This is a genomic window from Nocardioides sp. GY 10113 (assembly GCF_004919105.1).
Taxonomy (GTDB): domain Bacteria; phylum Actinomycetota; class Actinomycetes; order Propionibacteriales; family Nocardioidaceae; genus Nocardioides.
The window spans coordinates 23,661-37,887 of record NZ_STGK01000006.1 but is presented as its reverse complement, the minus strand read 5'-3'; the positions used below and the strand labels follow the sequence as shown (position 1 = coordinate 37,887).

Below are 14,227 nucleotides of genomic sequence, written 5' to 3'. Positions count from 1 at the left end.
TCCCTCCGCCGGTCCGGCTACTGGCCCCGCCGCCCGTCGATCGCCTCGCGGAGCAGGTCGGCGTGGCCGCAGTGGCGCGCGTACTCCTCGATCAGGTGCACCAGGATGTCGCGCTTGGTCGCGGTCTCGGTGCCGTCGCGGAAGGTGACCACCTCGCCGAGCGCCGCGTCGTCCTCGCCGTCGAGCCAGTCGTCGGCCGAGGCGACCTCGGCCTGCCACGTCGCCCACGCCTCGGCGCGGGCCTTCTCGGTCGGCTCCACCTCGGCGAACCCGGCGTCCCCGTCGTCGTACAGGCGGGCGCCGGTGGTGCCGCGCCGCACCCGGTGGAACCAGAAGTGCTCGACCCGCGCCATGTGCCGGACCAGGCCGAGGAGGCTCATCGCGCTCGGCGGCACCGAGCGGCGCGCCAGCTCCTCCGGCCCGAGGCCCTCGCACTTCATGCCCAGCGTCAGCCGGTAGTTCGTCAGGTACTCCCGGTAGGTCGCCAGCTCGCCGTCGGGCTCCCCGTAGGTCCGCGGGTCCTGGTCGCCGTCCACCCACATCTGGCTCACCCCTCCACCCAACGGTGCGCGGGCGCCGGCTGGCAAGGGGGTCGCCGCCCACCGTTGCCGAGAACCGATTGGCAGGCCTCCCTGTGCGAGCCGTAGGCTGGCCCCACAGGCGCTCGAGCCGTCATCAGCGGCGAGCCTCCGGAAGAACAGCCGCCCCGACCCGGGGGTGGGCCCAGTAGAACCGGACGGGGCCGGCCCGTCACAGCCGTCAACGAGTGGCTCGCCCGTGGGTGGGGGAGCAAGCGGGGTGGTACCGCGGTCCTCGGATCGTCCCTGTGGTTGCACAGCCGAGCTCACCACCACCGCCACTCCCAGGAGACCCCAGAGCCATGACCTATCCGAAGGTCACCACGCACTCGCACGACGGCCAGGGCGCCGTCCCGAGCTCCCCGCGCTTCCCCGAGATCGAGGAGCGGGTGCTCGCCTACTGGGCCGAGGACGACACCTTCCGCGCCTCCGTCGAGCAGCGCGACCCCGGCGAGCGCGGCGAGAACGAGTTCGTCTTCTACGACGGCCCGCCGTTCGCGAACGGCCTGCCGCACTACGGCCACCTGCTGACCGGCTACGTCAAGGACATCGTCCCCCGCTACCAGACGATGCGCGGCAAGCGCGTCGAGCGGCGCTTCGGCTGGGACACCCACGGCCTGCCCGCCGAGCTCGAGGCGATGCGCCTCAACGGCATCAAGACCACCGACGAGATCGTCGAGATGGGCATCGACAAGTTCAACGACGCCTGCCGCGCCTCGGTGCTCAAGTACGCCGACGAGTGGCGCGAGTACGTCACCCGCCAGGCGCGCTGGGTCGACTTCGACAACGACTACAAGACCATGAACCCCGAGTTCATGGAGTCGGTGCTGTGGGCCTTCAAGAGCCTCTTCGACAAGGGCCTGATCTACGAGGGCTTCCGCGTCCTGCCCTACTGCTGGAACGACGAGACCCCGCTGTCCAACCACGAGCTGCGGATGGACGACGATGTCTACAAGGACGTCAACGACCCCGCGGTCACCGTCGGCTACACGCTCGACGACCTGGGCACCGACCCGGTGCTGGACGGCGCGCGGATCCTGATCTGGACCACCACGCCCTGGACCCTGCCCTCCAACCTCGCGGTGATGGTCGGCTCCGACATCGAGTACGTCGTCGTCGAGGCGGTCGTGCCCGGCACCGAGGACCGCGGCCGGTTCGTGCTCGCGCAGGCGCGCCTGGCGGCGTACGCGCGGGAGCTGGCGGACGAGGACGGCGAGTTCACCGTGCTCGGCAGCTACACCGGCGCCGACCTGGTGGGACGCACCTACACCCCGCCGTTCTCCTACTACGCCGGCCACGAGAACGCCTTCCGCGTGGTCGCCGCCGACGACGCGGTCACCACCACCGACGGCACCGGCGTGGTGCACACCGCCGGCGCGTTCGGTGAGGTCGACAAGGAGGTGACCGACCGCGAGGGCATCGAGGCGGTCATGCCGGTCGGCAAGGACGGCCGGTTCACCGCGCCCGTCGACGAGTACGCCGGGATGCTGGTCTTCGACGCCAACCCGCACATCATCGACCACCTCAAGCACACCACGAAGGGTGCGGGGGAGACCGGCTCGGTCAGCCCCGGCACGGTGCTGCTGCGGCGCGAGTCCTACAGCCACTCCTACCCGCACTGCTGGCGCTGCCGGCAGCCGCTGATCTACAAGGGCGTCTCGTCCTGGTTCGTCGAGGTCACCGCGTTCAAGGACCGGATGTCCGAGCTCAACCAGCAGATCCGCTGGGTGCCCGAGCACATCAAGGACGGCCAGTTCGGCAAGTGGGTGGCCAACGCCCGCGACTGGTCGATCACCCGCAACCGGTTCTGGGGCAGCCCGGTGCCGGTGTGGAAGTCCGACGACCCGGCGTACCCCCGGATCGACGTCTACGGCTCCTTCGAGGAGATCGAGCGCGACTTCGGGCGGCTGCCGCTCAACGACAAGGGCGAGCGCGACCTGCACCGCCCGTGGGTCGACGAGCTGACCCGGCCCAACCCCGACGACCCGACGGGGAGGTCGACGATGCGTCGGGTCACCGACGTCCTCGACGTCTGGTTCGACTCCGGCTCGATGAGCTTCGCGCAGGCGCACTACCCGTTCGAGAACGCCGAGTGGTTCGCCGGCACCGAGGACGGGTCCAAGGAGGCGCACTTCCCGGCCGACTTCATCGTCGAGTACATCGGCCAGACCCGCGGCTGGTTCTACACGCTGCACGTGCTGGCCACCGCGCTCTTCGACAAGCCGGCGTTCTCCTCCTGCATCAGCCACGGCATCGTGCTGGGCTCGGACGGCGAGAAGATGTCGAAGTCGCTGCGCAACTACCCCGACGTCTCGGAGGTCTTCCACCGCGACGGCGCCGACGCGATGCGCTGGTTCCTGATGGCCTCGCCGATCCTGCGCGGCGGCAACCTGGTCGTCACCGAGCAGGGCATCCGCGACGCCGTGCGCCAGGTGATGCTGCCGCTGTGGAACGCCTGGTACTTCTTCGCGCTCTACGCCAACGCCGAGCACTACGACGCCCAGGGGCGCACCGACTCCTCCGACCCGCTCGACCGCTACCTGCTGGCCAAGACCCGGCAGTACGTCGAGAAGCTGACCGGCGAGCTCGACGCCTACGCCATCGCGGACGCCTGTGAGACCACCCGCGCCTACCTCGACGTGCTGACCAACTGGTACGTGCGCCGCTCCCGCGAGCGGTTCTGGGAGGGCAAGCCGGAGGCGTTCGAGACGCTGGCCGCCGTGCTCGACGTGGTCTGCCGGGCCGTGGCGCCGCTGCTGCCGCTGGTCAGCGAGGAGATCTGGCGGGGCCTGACCGGCGGACGCTCGGTGCACCTGGCCGACTGGCCCGACGTGTCGTCGTTCCCCGGCGGCCCGGCGGACGAGGCGCTGGTCGCGGCGATGGACGAGGTCCGCGAGGTCTGCTCCTCGACGTCGGCGCTGCGCAAGGCCGCCAAGCTGCGCAACCGCCTTCCGCTGGCCACCCTGACCGTGGTGGTCGCCGACCCCGACGCGCTCGCGCCGTTCACCGCGATCGTCGCCGACGAGGTGAACGTCAAGCAGGTCCGCCTGGTGGCCGCCGACTCCGAGGAGGCGGCCGGCTACGGGGTCGAGCAGAAGCTGACCGTCAACGCCCGTGCCGCCGGACCGCGGCTCGGCAAGGGCGTCCAGCTCGCCATCAAGGGCTCCAAGTCCGGCGACTGGTCGGTCGCCGAGGACGGCACCGTCACCTCCGGCGGGCTGGACCTGGTCGAGGGCGAGTACACGCTCGAGACCGTGGTCGGCGCGGCCACCGAGGGTGCCGCGACCGCGATGCTGCCCGGCGGCGACTTCGTGGTGCTCGACACCACGGTGACCCCGGAGCTCGCCGAGGAGGGTGTGGCCCGCGACCTGGTCCGCGCCATCCAGCAGGCCCGCCGCGACGCGGGGCTGGAGGTCACCGACCGGATCGCGCTGACCATCGGCGGCTCGCACGCGGTCGCCGCGGCGGCGACGGCCCACGAGGCGCTGATCGCGGGGGAGACCCTGGCCACGTCGTACGCGGTGGTCGAGGGCGGGCACCTGGTCGGCACCTCGGTCACCGTCGGCGACGGCGAGACCGCGGTCCTCGACCTCGAGCGCGCCTAGCCGCCGAGCCGTGGGTTGGGCGCCGCCGAGCCGTGGATTGCGGACTCGGCGGTGCCTGAGGCCCGGTTCGGTGGTACCTGAGGCCCGGTTGGGTGGTGTCTGAGGCCCGGCTCGCGCTAGAGGCCGAGGCGGCCGGCGAGCTTGTCGAGATAGGCGTGGACGGTCGCCTCGTCGGCGTCCGGAACGCCCCAGATCAGCTCGCTGGCCCCGGCGGCCGCCCAGTCGGCGAAGTCCTCGGCCGCGGGCTTCTTGGCGACCAGCACCCGCACGTCGGGGGAGCCGTCGCGGCCGGCCTCGGCCCACTCCTTGCGGAGCAGCGCGGCCTTGTCCGCGATGTCGGTCTCGATCGGGGTGGTCATCCAGCCGTCGGCGTGCGCGGCGATCCACTTCATCGTCTTGGGTCCGCCGCCCGCGCCGATGATCACCGGCACCCGGCCCTGCGGGGGCTTCGGGTAGGCCCAGGAGGGGCCGAACGAGACGAACTCGCCGTCGTAGGAGGCCTCCTCCTCGGTCCACAGCGCCCGCATCGCCTCCAGGTACTCCTTGAGCACCGTACGACGCTTGCCCGCCGGCACGTGGTGGTCGGTGAGCTCGTCGGTGTTCCACCCGAAGCCGGCGCCGATGGTGACCCGGCCGCCGGAGAGGTGGTCGAGGGTGGCGATCGTCTTGGCCAGGGTGATCGGGTCCGACTCCACCGGCAGGGCGACCGCGGTGGAGAGACCGATCCGGGAGGTCACGGCCGCGGCGGTGGCCAGCGAGACCCACGGGTCCAGGGTGCGCAGGTAGCGGTCGTCCGGCAGGTCGTCGCCGCCGGTCGGGTGGGCCGCGTCGCGGCGGACCGGGATGTGGGTGTGCTCGGGGACGTAGAGGGTGTCGAAGCCCCGCTCCTCGGCCGCCACGGCGAGGGCGGCCGGGGTGATCCCGCGGTCGGAGGTGAAGAGCACGATTCCGTTGCGCATGCCTCGCACCCTAGCCCAGAAGTAGAACGTGTTCTAGACACCTGTCTGGTTCCGCTGGGCTGACATCGGCCGGCCCTTCGCCGCCGGCCTGATTGACTGGTCCCGTGCTGACTGACCCGGTGACCGCCGACGCCGTGCCCACGGCCCCGCCGCCCCTCGACCTCACCGCGGACGCGGTCACCCTGACCCGCCGGCTGGTGGACATCGAGTCCGTCTCCCGTGACGAGCAGGCGATCGCCGACGCGGTCGAGGCGGCGCTGCGCGCGCTGCCCCACCTGAGCGTTGAGCGACGCGGCCACACGATCGTGGCCCGCACGGACCTCGGTCGGGCCTCGCGGGTCGTGATCGCCGGACACCTGGACACCGTCCCGGTCAACGACAACCTGCCCAGCCGGCTGGACGAGGAGACCGGGCTGCTGCACGGACTGGGCACCTGCGACATGAAGGGCGGCGACGCGGTGATCCTCCGGCTCGCGGCCACCGTCGCCGAGCCGGTGCACGACCTGACCTTCGTGCTCTACGAGGCCGAGGAGATCGACGCCCGCTACAACGGCCTGCGGCTGCTCAGCGAGTCTGACCCGGAGCTGCTGGCCGCCGACTTCGCGGTGCTGATGGAGCCCTCGAACGCCGTCGTGGAGGCGGGCTGCCAGGGGACGCTGCGGGTCGAGGTCCGCACCCGCGGCGAGCGTGCCCACTCCGCCCGCGCGTGGCGTGGCGTCAATGCCATCCACGGCGCGGCCGACGTGCTCGGCCGGCTGCGCGACTACCAGCCGCGGCGCCCGGTGATCGACGGCCTGGAGTACCACGAGGGGCTCAACGCCGTCTTCATCTCCGGCGGCGTCGCCGGCAACGTGCTGCCCGACGAGTGCGTGATCGAGGTCAACCACCGGTTCGCGCCCGACCGCAGCGAGGCGGAGGCGCTGGCGTTCGTGACCGACTTCTTCGCGCCGTACGACGTGACGCTGACCGACACCGCTCCCGGTGCGCTCCCGGGCCTGGATCGCCCGGCGGCGGCGGCGTTCGTCGAGGCCGTCGGCGGTGTCGTGAATCCGAAGTTCGGGTGGACGGACGTCGCCCGCTTCACCGCGCTCGGCGTGCCTGCCGTGAACTACGGGCCCGGTGACCCGATGCTGGCCCACAAGCAGGAGGAGCACGTGCCGGTCGCCCAGATCGAGCGGTGCGAGCAGCAACTGCGTGCCTGGCTGGAGGGCCGCGGGTCCGACGGCCCCGACGACAGCGTGGGCGATGACGTGGAAGGCAGGGTGGAGGGCGCATGACTCGACGCACCGCGGGTGGGCCGCGGCCGACCAAGGGCCGACCGGCCGGCTCCACCACCGACCAGCGGCTGCTCGACAGTCGGGGCGACACCGACTGGGTGCACACCGACCCGTGGCGGGTGCTGAAGATGCAGGCCGAGTTCGTCGAGGGGTTCAACGACCTCGCCGAGGTCGGGCCGGCGATCTCCGTGTTCGGCTCCGCCCGGATCACGCCCGACCACCTCGGCTACCGCCTCGGCGAGGAGGTGGGCGCGGCGCTGGTGCAGGCCGGCTTCACGGTGATCACCGGCGGCGGACCGGGGGCGATGGAGGCGGCCAACAAGGGAGCCGCCGAGGCCGGCGGGCAGAGCATCGGGCTGGGCATCGAGCTGCCCTTCGAGGCCCGGCTCAACGACTACGTGACGTTCGGGCTGAACTTCCGCTACTTCTTCGTCCGCAAGATGATGTTCGTCAAGTACTCGCAGGGGTACGTCGTGCTGCCCGGTGGGATCGGCACGCTCGACGAGCTGTTCGAGGCGATGACGCTGTCCCAGACCCTGAAGATCACCCAGTTCCCGATCGTGCTGATGGGCGTGGAGCACTGGTCGGGCCTGCTCGACTGGATGCGCGGCTCCATGCTGGGCGACGGCCGGATCAAGCAGTCGGACCTGGACATGCTCACCCTGACCGACGACGTCGGGGAGGCCGTCGACCTGATGGTCGCCGCGCGAGGACGGCACCGGTGAGACGGGTGAGGCACGGATGAGGCACGAGGCGGACCGCGTGGAGGAGTGGCGATGATGATGTGGGTCTTCGCGGTGATGATCGTGCTCGCGATGGGCGTGATCGCGATGCTCGCCGCCGGGCGCGGGGAGCCGATGCAGCCGGCGTACGACGACCGGCCGGACGCCGTGGTCCCCGCGGACGGCCCGCTGGCCGCCGCCGACCTGCGTCGGGTGCGCTTCAGCCTGGCGTTCCGCGGCTACCGGATGTCGGAGGTCGACGCACTGGTGGAGCGCCTGGCGCGGGAGCTGGAGGAGGCGGCACAGCGCCCCGAGCCGAAGCCGGTCGGACGGGTTCGGCTGGCGCGCCGGCCGAACGCCGGGCACGAGGGGATCGACGAGTCGGCGGAGCCGGTCGCAGCCGCCGACGGCGGCCCGGGCGAGCCCGGCGACGGGGGCGATGGGGACGACGGGGGCGACGGCGACGACCGGGGTGTCGAGTCGGCCGCTGGCGGGCGCGACGCGTCGGGGGCGGGCGCCCGGCTGCGCAGCTCGGCGCGGGGCCTCGCGGGCCGGATCCCGTGGGTGCCTGCGCGCCAGAGAACCGATAAGCGATAATGGTCACGCTGTCTCGGCGCAGCGAACCTTGTCAGTCCTGATCGAAAAGGGGTGCCGCATGGCGGCGATGAAGCCGCGGACCGGGGATGGTCCGCTGGAGGTCACCAAGGAAGGCCGCGGCATCGTGATGCGCGTCCCGCTCGAGGGTGGTGGCCGCCTGGTGGTGGAGCTGAACGCCGAGGAGGCCGGCGCCCTGGGCGAGGCCCTCAAGAACGTGGTCGGGTGACCCGACCCCAGCTGCCGGCTCAGGTCGCACCGCCGGAGTTCGCGCTCAGCGATCACTTGCCCGCGGCCATCGTCGGCGTCGACGTCGTCGCCCTCCCGGTGCTCGCCGGGAGCGGCGAGGACGGCATCGCCCTCGGCCCGGGCGCTGCGGACCTGGGCGACCAGCTCGGCCTCGACCTGGTCGGCATCGCCGAGCTGCAGGCGCTGACCGGTGCGGTCGGGGAGACCGCGCTGGTCGCGGTGCCCGACGGATCGGCGGCCAACCCCGCGCTGCGACTCGTCGTACTGGTCGGCGTGGGTGCCGGCCGCGTGGTCGACCTGCGCCGCGCGGGTGCGGCGCTCGCGCGGGTGGTCAAGGACCGGGAGGCCGTCGCGACGTCGGTGCCCGCGGTCGCGGAGGACCCCGCCGCGGGTGTCGAGGCGTTCGTGGTCGGCGCGATGCTGGGATCCTTCGGCTTCCACTGGCGATCGACCGGTCCCGAGCAGCACCCGGTGCGCAAGGTCGTGCTGGCCCTCGGGGCCGGCGTGGGCCCCGCCCGCGACGTCGTCGAGCGCGCGGTCGCGCTGGGGGGCGCCGGCTGGCGGTCCCGGCAGCTGGCGACCGTGCCCTCCAACCTCAAGACCCCCGCCTGGCTCGCCGAGCAGGCCGAGGAGATCGCGGCGGCCGCGCCCGACCTCACCTGCAGGGTGTGGGACGAGGCCGAGCTGGCCCGCGAGGGCTTCGGCGGCATCGTCGGCGTCGGGCAGGCCTCGGAGAGTCCGCCGAGGCTGATCCGCCTCGACTACGTCCCGTCGGGCGTCTCGGGGCGGGCGCTGAAGAAGCTGCCGACCGTGGTGCTCGTCGGCAAGGGGATCACCTTCGACTCCGGCGGCCTGAGCCTCAAGCCGGGCCAGAGCATGGTGTCGATGAAGCGCGACATGACCGGCGGCGCCGTGGTGCTCTCGACGATGGCCGCGCTCGCCGACCTCGGCTGCCCGGTCCGGGTGGTCGGGCTGGTGCCGGCCGCGGAGAACGCCGTCTCCGGGGGTGCGCTGCGCCCCGGCGACGTGGTCAAGCACTGGGGCGGTCGCACCAGCGAGGTGACCAACACCGACGCCGAGGGACGGCTGGTGCTGGCCGACGCCCTCGCCTACGCCGTGGCCGAGCTCGACCCGACCGTGATCGTCGACGTGGCCACGCTCACCGGTGCGGCCAAGGTGGCGCTGGGGCAGCAGGTCGCCGGCCTGTTCGCCAACGACGACGTGCTCGCCGACCGTCTCGGCGCCGCCGGGGAGTCCGCGGGGGAGCCCCTGTGGCGGTTCCCGCTCTACGCCGGCTACGCCGACAAGCTGGCCTCGAAGGTCGCCGACGCGGACAACGCGCCGAGCGGGCCCGGGGCCATCATGGCCGCGCTGTTCCTGCAGCGCTTCGTCGGCGACGTGCCGTGGGCCCACCTGGACATCGCCTCGGTGGGCGACGTCGAGAAGGACTGGCACGAGTGGACCGTTGGCCCGTCCGGCTTCGGAGCCCGCGCGCTGCTCACCTGGCTCGCCTCGGCCGACCCGACCGAGGGCATCGGCGCGTGAGGGCCGGCCGCGCGTCCTGATCCCCGGCCCGGCTTCGCGCCGGCCGGGGTCTCGGCCCCGCCGCGGGGCCGGGGCAGGCGCTCAGTCGCCCTCGGCCGCCCAGACCTTCTTGGCCACCAGCAGGCCGTCCCCGACCGGCAGCAGCGCCGGCACCAGGCCCTCCGTCTCCGCGACCTGGGTGACCAGGTCGCGGATCGCGACGGTCTGCTCGTCGCGCTGCGCGGGGTCGGCGACGCGGTCGTGCCACAGGGCGTTGTCGAAGGCCAGGACGCCGCCGGGCCGCAGCAGCCGCAGCGCCTCGGTCAGGTAGGCGCCGTACTCCCGCTTGTCGCCGTCGGCGAAGACGAGGTCGTAGTGGCCGTCGGTCAGCCGGGGCAGCACGTCGAGGGCGGCGCCGGCGATCGTGCGCACGCGCTGCGGAGCGATGCCGTCCTCCTTGAAGCTCTGTCGGGCCAGGCGCTGGTGCTCGGTCTCGATGTCGACCGTGGTGAGCACCCCGTCGGGGCGCATGCCGCGCAGCAGCCACAGTCCGGAGACGCCGGTCCCGGTGCCGATCTCCACGACCGCGCGCGCCTCCAGCACCGCGGCCAGGAAGCGCAGCGCGGCGCCTCCGCCGCTGCCGATCGCGACGACGCCGACCTCCTCAGCGCGGGCCCGGGCGGAGGCGAGCACCTCGTCCTCGGCGACGTACTTCTCTGCGTAGGACCAGCTGCTCGTGTTGATCGGTGTCACGGCCACGGCTCAACCCTAGAGCCTGTCGGCGCCGCCGCGTCCGCCCCGCGCCGTGCCGGACGCCGGCCGATCGGGGGCGGGAACATCCCGCTCGCGGCCTTCGTTGGGGTTCTTCACAGGGAAACCTCAGGTGTGATGTCTAGCGTGAAGGGGCCGACAGGGTTGGTGAGGGTGACGCGGAGGGGGAGTGCGGGGATGACGCAGCAGGTTGCTCCGGAGCAGGAGTGGACCGCGCCCGCGTGGCAGGAGATCGTCGAGCAGCACACCGACCGCGTCTACCGGCTCGCGCTGCGGCTCACCGGTGACCGCCACGACGCCGAGGACCTCACGCAGGAGGTCTTCGTCCGGGTCTTCCGGTCGCTGCACACCTACACGCCCGGAACCTTCGAGGGCTGGCTGCACCGGATCACCACCAACCTCTTCCTGGACCAGGCGCGGCGCAAGCAGCGGATCCGGTTCGACGCCCTCTCCGAGGAGCGCGCGGCCCGCCTGACCAGCGCCACCGGTCTGCCGGACGACCTGTTCGCGGACCGGATGTTCGACGACGACGTCGAGGACGCGCTGGCGGCCCTGCCGCCCGACTTCCGGGCGGCCGTCGTGCTCTGCGACATCGAGGGACTCAGCTACGAGGAGATCGCGGAGATCATGGGCGCCAAGCTGGGCACGATCAGGTCGCGGATCCACCGCGGCCGGTCGCTGCTCCGCTCCGCGCTCGCACACCGCGCGCCCGGCGAGGGGCGCACCCGGTACGCCGGCCGCGGCACCTCCCTCGCCCCGGGGGCGCACGCGTGATCGGACACCTCGGACCCCGGGTCAGCGCGCTGCTGGACGGCCAGCTGTCGGCGGCCGAGGCCGAGGAGGCCTGGAGCCACGTCTACGCCTGCCACGCCTGCCGGGACCTCGTCGAGCGCGAGGGCTGGGTCAAGACCCGCCTGGCCGGCCTCACCGGTGACGGGCGCGAGACCCCCTCGTCGCTCAAGGGGTCGCTGCTCAGCCTGACCCCCGGCGAGGAGTACCTGGCCGCGTCGGCGGTCGAGCGCCGCCGTGGCATCACGACCGGGGTGGTGCTGGTCGGTGGCGGCGCGGTGGGCGCCGCGATCCTCGGGGTCCTGGCGCTCGGCGCGATTCCGGGCAGCACCCCCGCCGACCGCCGACCGCCGGCTTCGCAGATCAACAACGTGGTGACGCCGACCGCGCCCGGTCCGCAGCCGGCGTCGCCGGCGCCCCGCTCGCCCGAGGACGTGGCCAGCGAGATCACCGCTCCGGCGCGCGACATCTTCCCCTGAGCCGCCCCGGGAGGCTCTGCGCGCCCCTCGTGCCCGCCGCGGACGACGCGGGAGCCGTCCCGGGAGCCGGAGATGCGGGCGCGGCTGGGGCCGATCGGACATGATGGCGTCCGTGAACGACGCGCAGCACCCCGGCCCGGCCCCCGACAGCGGCGACGAGGGCACCACCCCGGTCGCTCCCACGGAGGGCGCCGCCGGAGGAACCGCGCCCGCCGCGGCCACGGCGGGGAGCCCGATGGGGGAGACCGCGCCGATCTCGGGGGTGCCGGCTCAGCACTGGGCGCCCCCCGCTCCGGACGCCCGCCCGGTGGGTGGGCCGGGGGTGGCGCCGCCCCCGCCGGCTCCGCTCGGACCGCCGCCGACCGTTCCGCCGACCGCCCCGCCGACTGCCCCGCCGACCGCCCCGCCGACTGCCCCGCCGACCGCCCCGTACGGCGCGTACGGTGCGCACGGCGCCTACGGCGCCTACGGCGCGCAGCCCTACCCGAGCCCCGGCACGGCCCCGCACAGTCATCGCGGCGGCCGCCCCGGCATGCGCGGTCTCGGGGTCGCCGCGCTCGCGCTCGTGGTCGGACTGGGCGGCGGCATCGCCGGCGCGGCGGTCTACGACCTGGTGCTGGCCGACGAGGGCGGGACCTACTCCGGCGGCCTCGCCGACGTCGACCTCGAGCCGCTCCCGCCGTTGGAGGACGGCGGCTCGGTGGCGGCGGTCGCCGACGCGGTCCTGCCCAGCACGGTCCAGATCATCGCCGAGTACGACGGGGTCGCCGCGGGCGCCACGGGCTCGGGCTTCGTGCTCGACAGGCAGGGCCACATCGTCACCAACAACCACGTGGTGGCCGAGGCCGCCGCCGACGAGGGCCCGATCGAGATCGTCGACCAGGACGGCCAGCGCTACGACGCGACGGTGGTGGGGCGCAGCTCGGTCTACGACCTCGCGGTGCTGGAGGTGAAGGAGGGCGCCGACCTGAAGCCGGCCTCCCTGGGGCGCTCGGAGGCGCTGCGGGTGGGTGATCCGGTGGTCGCCATCGGCTCGCCGCTGGGCCTGAGCGCCACGGTGACCTCCGGCATCGTGAGCGCGCTCAACCGACCGGTCACGACCGGGTCCTCCGCGGACGAGTCGTCCTACATCAACGCCGTGCAGACCGACGCGGCGATCAACCCGGGCAACTCCGGCGGACCGCTGGTCGACCTGCGCGGGCAGGTCGTCGGCGTGAACTCGGCGATCGCGACGAGCGGTGGCACCTCGAGCGACGCCGGCAACATCGGCGTCGGCTTCGCGATCCCCGTGGAGCAGGTGATGGTCACCGCGGACCAGATCCTGAGCACCGGTGAGGCCCAGTACCCGGTGATCGGGGCCCGCGTGCAGACCGGTGGCGAATCCGCCGAGGAGGGCGCGGTCCTGGAGTCGATCGACGCCGGCAGCCCGGCCCAGGCCGCCGGGTTGAAGGCCGGCGACCGGATCACCCGGGTCGAGGACCAGGTGGTGACCAACGGCCTCGCGCTGATCGTGGCGATCCGCACCCACCAGCCCGGCGAGACGATCGCCTTCACCGTGGTCCGCAACGGCCGGGAGCGCGAGATCGAGGTGACCCTCGACGGGCAGGTCGGCTGAGGCGGACCGACCCCGGCGGGTCGGCGGCCCGACGGTCGGTCGACAGTCGGTCAGTCGGAGACGTCGGACTCCACGAACGGGTGGTCGGCCACGAACCGGCGGGCCTCGACGTACATCTTCTCGATGTACTCCTCGAGCTTGTCCGACTCGACCCGCCACTGGCCGCGGCCGCCGATCTTGATGGCGGGGAGCTCGCCCCGCCGCACCAAGGCGTAGACCTGCGCGCTGGAGGTGTTGAGCACCTCGGCCACGTCGGCCAGGGTGAGGAAGCGCGGGGTGGGGGGCATGGGGCCATCGTTGCATCCCGCCGCGGTGCCGGTGCCCCGGATCCGCGTCGGCTGTGGATGAACCTCTGACGCCGGCGCGCCGACGCGCCATGATGACCGGCGTGTCGAGGAGTCCGGGAGCCACCAGCGCCGTCAGCGGTGCGGTCGCGCCGCCGGCCCTCCGGTTCCAGCGGGCCGGTTGGCGCGACCCGCGGCTGTGGGTCGGCGTGCTCCTCGTCGCGGTCTCCGTCGTGGTCGGAGCCCGGCTGCTCGCCTCCGCCGACGAGTCGGTGGCGGTGTGGGCGGTGGCCGCCGACCAGGGCGGCGGCGCGACGCTGGCAGCCGACGACCTCACCGTGCGGCGGGTCCGGTTCGTCGACGACGCCGACCTCGGACGCTACTTCGCCGCGGACGTCCCGTTCCCGGAGAGCAGCGTGCTGACCCGCTCGATCGGCGCCGGCGAGCTGGTGCCCCGCTCGGCGGTCGTCGCCGGCGACCAGGTGGACCTGGTGCAGGTCCCGCTGGAGGTCCAGCCGAACCGGGTCCCGGCTGCGGTCGACCGCGGCTCGGTGATCTCGGTGTACCTCGACGACCGGGCGGCGCGTCGTGGCGCGGACGGGGTGCGGGCGCTCGTCGGGGTCACCGTCGTCGACGCCCCCGCCTACGACGCGGCCTTCGCCGTATCGGGCCACCGGCAGCTGGTCGTGGCGGTCCCGGGCGGAACGGCCGAGGCCTTCGAGCAGCTCCTGGCCTCGATGGACGACCCGGTGCTGCGGGTCCACGTCGACGGCTGAGCCGG

Annotated in this window: 14 protein-coding genes; 10 read left to right on the top strand and 4 right to left on the bottom strand. The window is 73.3% G+C overall.

Going from position 1 to position 14,227, the window contains the following annotated elements; genetic code table 11:
- Window positions 1-17: 17 nt before the first annotated feature.
- Window positions 18-542, bottom strand: coding sequence for a DinB family protein (locus E8D34_RS09445; protein WP_136594597.1), 525 nt, complete (start codon window positions 540-542; stop codon window positions 18-20).
- A 338-nt stretch (window positions 543-880) separates the two neighbouring features.
- On the opposite strand from E8D34_RS09445, the gene ileS reads away from it, so the two are divergent.
- Window positions 881-4,183: an isoleucine--tRNA ligase gene (gene ileS / locus E8D34_RS09440; RefSeq protein WP_136594387.1), complete on the top strand. Its 3,303-nt coding sequence runs from the start codon at window positions 881-883 to the stop codon at window positions 4,181-4,183.
- A 116-nt stretch (window positions 4,184-4,299) separates the two neighbouring features.
- On the opposite strand, the gene E8D34_RS09435 is transcribed toward ileS, so the two are convergent.
- Entirely contained in the window at window positions 4,300-5,142 is an 843-nt protein-coding gene (locus E8D34_RS09435; protein WP_136594386.1) for an LLM class F420-dependent oxidoreductase, read from the bottom strand.
- 104 nt (window positions 5,143-5,246) lie between these two features.
- Here E8D34_RS09435 and dapE point away from each other — a divergent pair, with 104 nt between their 5' ends.
- The 5 genes from dapE to E8D34_RS09410 are packed head-to-tail and all read left to right on the top strand — an operon-like array spanning window position 5,247 to window position 9,529.
- The gene (gene dapE / locus E8D34_RS09430) at window positions 5,247-6,419 is read left to right on the top strand and encodes a succinyl-diaminopimelate desuccinylase (RefSeq protein ID WP_240771258.1); all 1,173 of its coding nucleotides are present in this window, start codon (window positions 5,247-5,249) and stop codon (window positions 6,417-6,419) included.
- On the top strand, window positions 6,416-7,144 hold the full coding sequence (locus tag E8D34_RS09425) for a TIGR00730 family Rossman fold protein (protein ID WP_136594385.1): 729 nt from the start codon (window positions 6,416-6,418) through the stop codon (window positions 7,142-7,144). The genes dapE and E8D34_RS09425 overlap by 4 nt, the downstream gene beginning before the upstream one ends.
- Window positions 7,145-7,195: 51 nt before the next feature.
- Window positions 7,196-7,738, top strand: coding sequence for a DivIVA domain-containing protein (locus E8D34_RS21045; RefSeq protein WP_240771257.1), 543 nt, complete (start codon window positions 7,196-7,198; stop codon window positions 7,736-7,738).
- Window positions 7,739-7,796: 58 nt separating this feature from the next.
- On the top strand, window positions 7,797-7,964 hold the full coding sequence (locus E8D34_RS09415) for a DUF3117 domain-containing protein (RefSeq protein WP_136594384.1): 168 nt from the start codon (window positions 7,797-7,799) through the stop codon (window positions 7,962-7,964).
- Entirely contained in the window at window positions 7,961-9,529 is a 1,569-nt protein-coding gene (locus tag E8D34_RS09410) for a leucyl aminopeptidase family protein (protein ID WP_136594383.1), read from the top strand. The genes E8D34_RS09415 and E8D34_RS09410 overlap by 4 nt, the downstream gene beginning before the upstream one ends.
- A gap of 81 nt (window positions 9,530-9,610) precedes the next feature.
- Here the strand turns inward: E8D34_RS09410 and E8D34_RS09405 are convergent, their stop codons facing one another.
- Entirely contained in the window at window positions 9,611-10,267 is a 657-nt protein-coding gene (locus tag E8D34_RS09405) for an O-methyltransferase (protein ID WP_240771255.1), read from the bottom strand.
- A gap of 189 nt (window positions 10,268-10,456) precedes the next feature.
- Between E8D34_RS09405 and sigE the strand changes: the two genes are divergently transcribed.
- The 3 genes from sigE to E8D34_RS09390 all read left to right on the top strand — a co-directional run bounded on the left by sigE (window position 10,457) and on the right by E8D34_RS09390 (window position 13,162).
- On the top strand, window positions 10,457-11,053 hold the full coding sequence (gene sigE, locus E8D34_RS09400; protein WP_206056651.1) for an RNA polymerase sigma factor SigE: 597 nt from the start codon (window positions 10,457-10,459) through the stop codon (window positions 11,051-11,053).
- Window positions 11,050-11,547, top strand: coding sequence for a hypothetical protein (locus tag E8D34_RS09395; protein ID WP_136594381.1), 498 nt, complete (start codon window positions 11,050-11,052; stop codon window positions 11,545-11,547). The genes sigE and E8D34_RS09395 overlap by 4 nt, the downstream gene beginning before the upstream one ends.
- A 112-nt stretch (window positions 11,548-11,659) precedes the next feature.
- A complete protein-coding gene (locus E8D34_RS09390) occupies window positions 11,660-13,162 on the top strand; it encodes a trypsin-like peptidase domain-containing protein (protein ID WP_136594380.1) in 1,503 nt (500 codons plus the stop codon).
- A 50-nt stretch (window positions 13,163-13,212) separates the two neighbouring features.
- Here E8D34_RS09390 and E8D34_RS09385 read toward each other — a convergent pair whose 3' ends face one another.
- Window positions 13,213-13,449, bottom strand: coding sequence for a helix-turn-helix domain-containing protein (locus E8D34_RS09385; RefSeq protein ID WP_136594379.1), 237 nt, complete (start codon window positions 13,447-13,449; stop codon window positions 13,213-13,215).
- A 101-nt stretch (window positions 13,450-13,550) separates the two neighbouring features.
- Here E8D34_RS09385 and E8D34_RS09380 point away from each other — a divergent pair, with 101 nt between their 5' ends.
- The gene (locus E8D34_RS09380; RefSeq protein ID WP_136594378.1) at window positions 13,551-14,222 is read left to right on the top strand and encodes a hypothetical protein; all 672 of its coding nucleotides are present in this window, start codon (window positions 13,551-13,553) and stop codon (window positions 14,220-14,222) included.
- The last annotated feature ends 5 nt before the right edge of the window (window positions 14,223-14,227 follow it).

Coding starts and splice junctions, on each gene's coding strand:
- ileS (WP_136594387.1), top strand. CDS start 881: ATGACCTATCCGAAGGTCACCACGCACTCGCACGACGGCCAGGGCGCC.
- E8D34_RS09425 (WP_136594385.1), top strand. CDS start 6,416: ATGACTCGACGCACCGCGGGTGGGCCGCGGCCGACCAAGGGCCGACCG.
- E8D34_RS09435 (WP_136594386.1), bottom strand. CDS start 5,142: ATGCGCAACGGAATCGTGCTCTTCACCTCCGACCGCGGGATCACCCCG.
- E8D34_RS09445 (WP_136594597.1), bottom strand. CDS start 542: ATGTGGGTGGACGGCGACCAGGACCCGCGGACCTACGGGGAGCCCGAC.
- sigE (WP_206056651.1), top strand. CDS start 10,457: ATGACGCAGCAGGTTGCTCCGGAGCAGGAGTGGACCGCGCCCGCGTGG.
- E8D34_RS21045 (WP_240771257.1), top strand. CDS start 7,196: ATGATGATGTGGGTCTTCGCGGTGATGATCGTGCTCGCGATGGGCGTG.
- E8D34_RS09385 (WP_136594379.1), bottom strand. CDS start 13,449: ATGCCCCCCACCCCGCGCTTCCTCACCCTGGCCGACGTGGCCGAGGTG.
- E8D34_RS09415 (WP_136594384.1), top strand. CDS start 7,797: ATGGCGGCGATGAAGCCGCGGACCGGGGATGGTCCGCTGGAGGTCACC.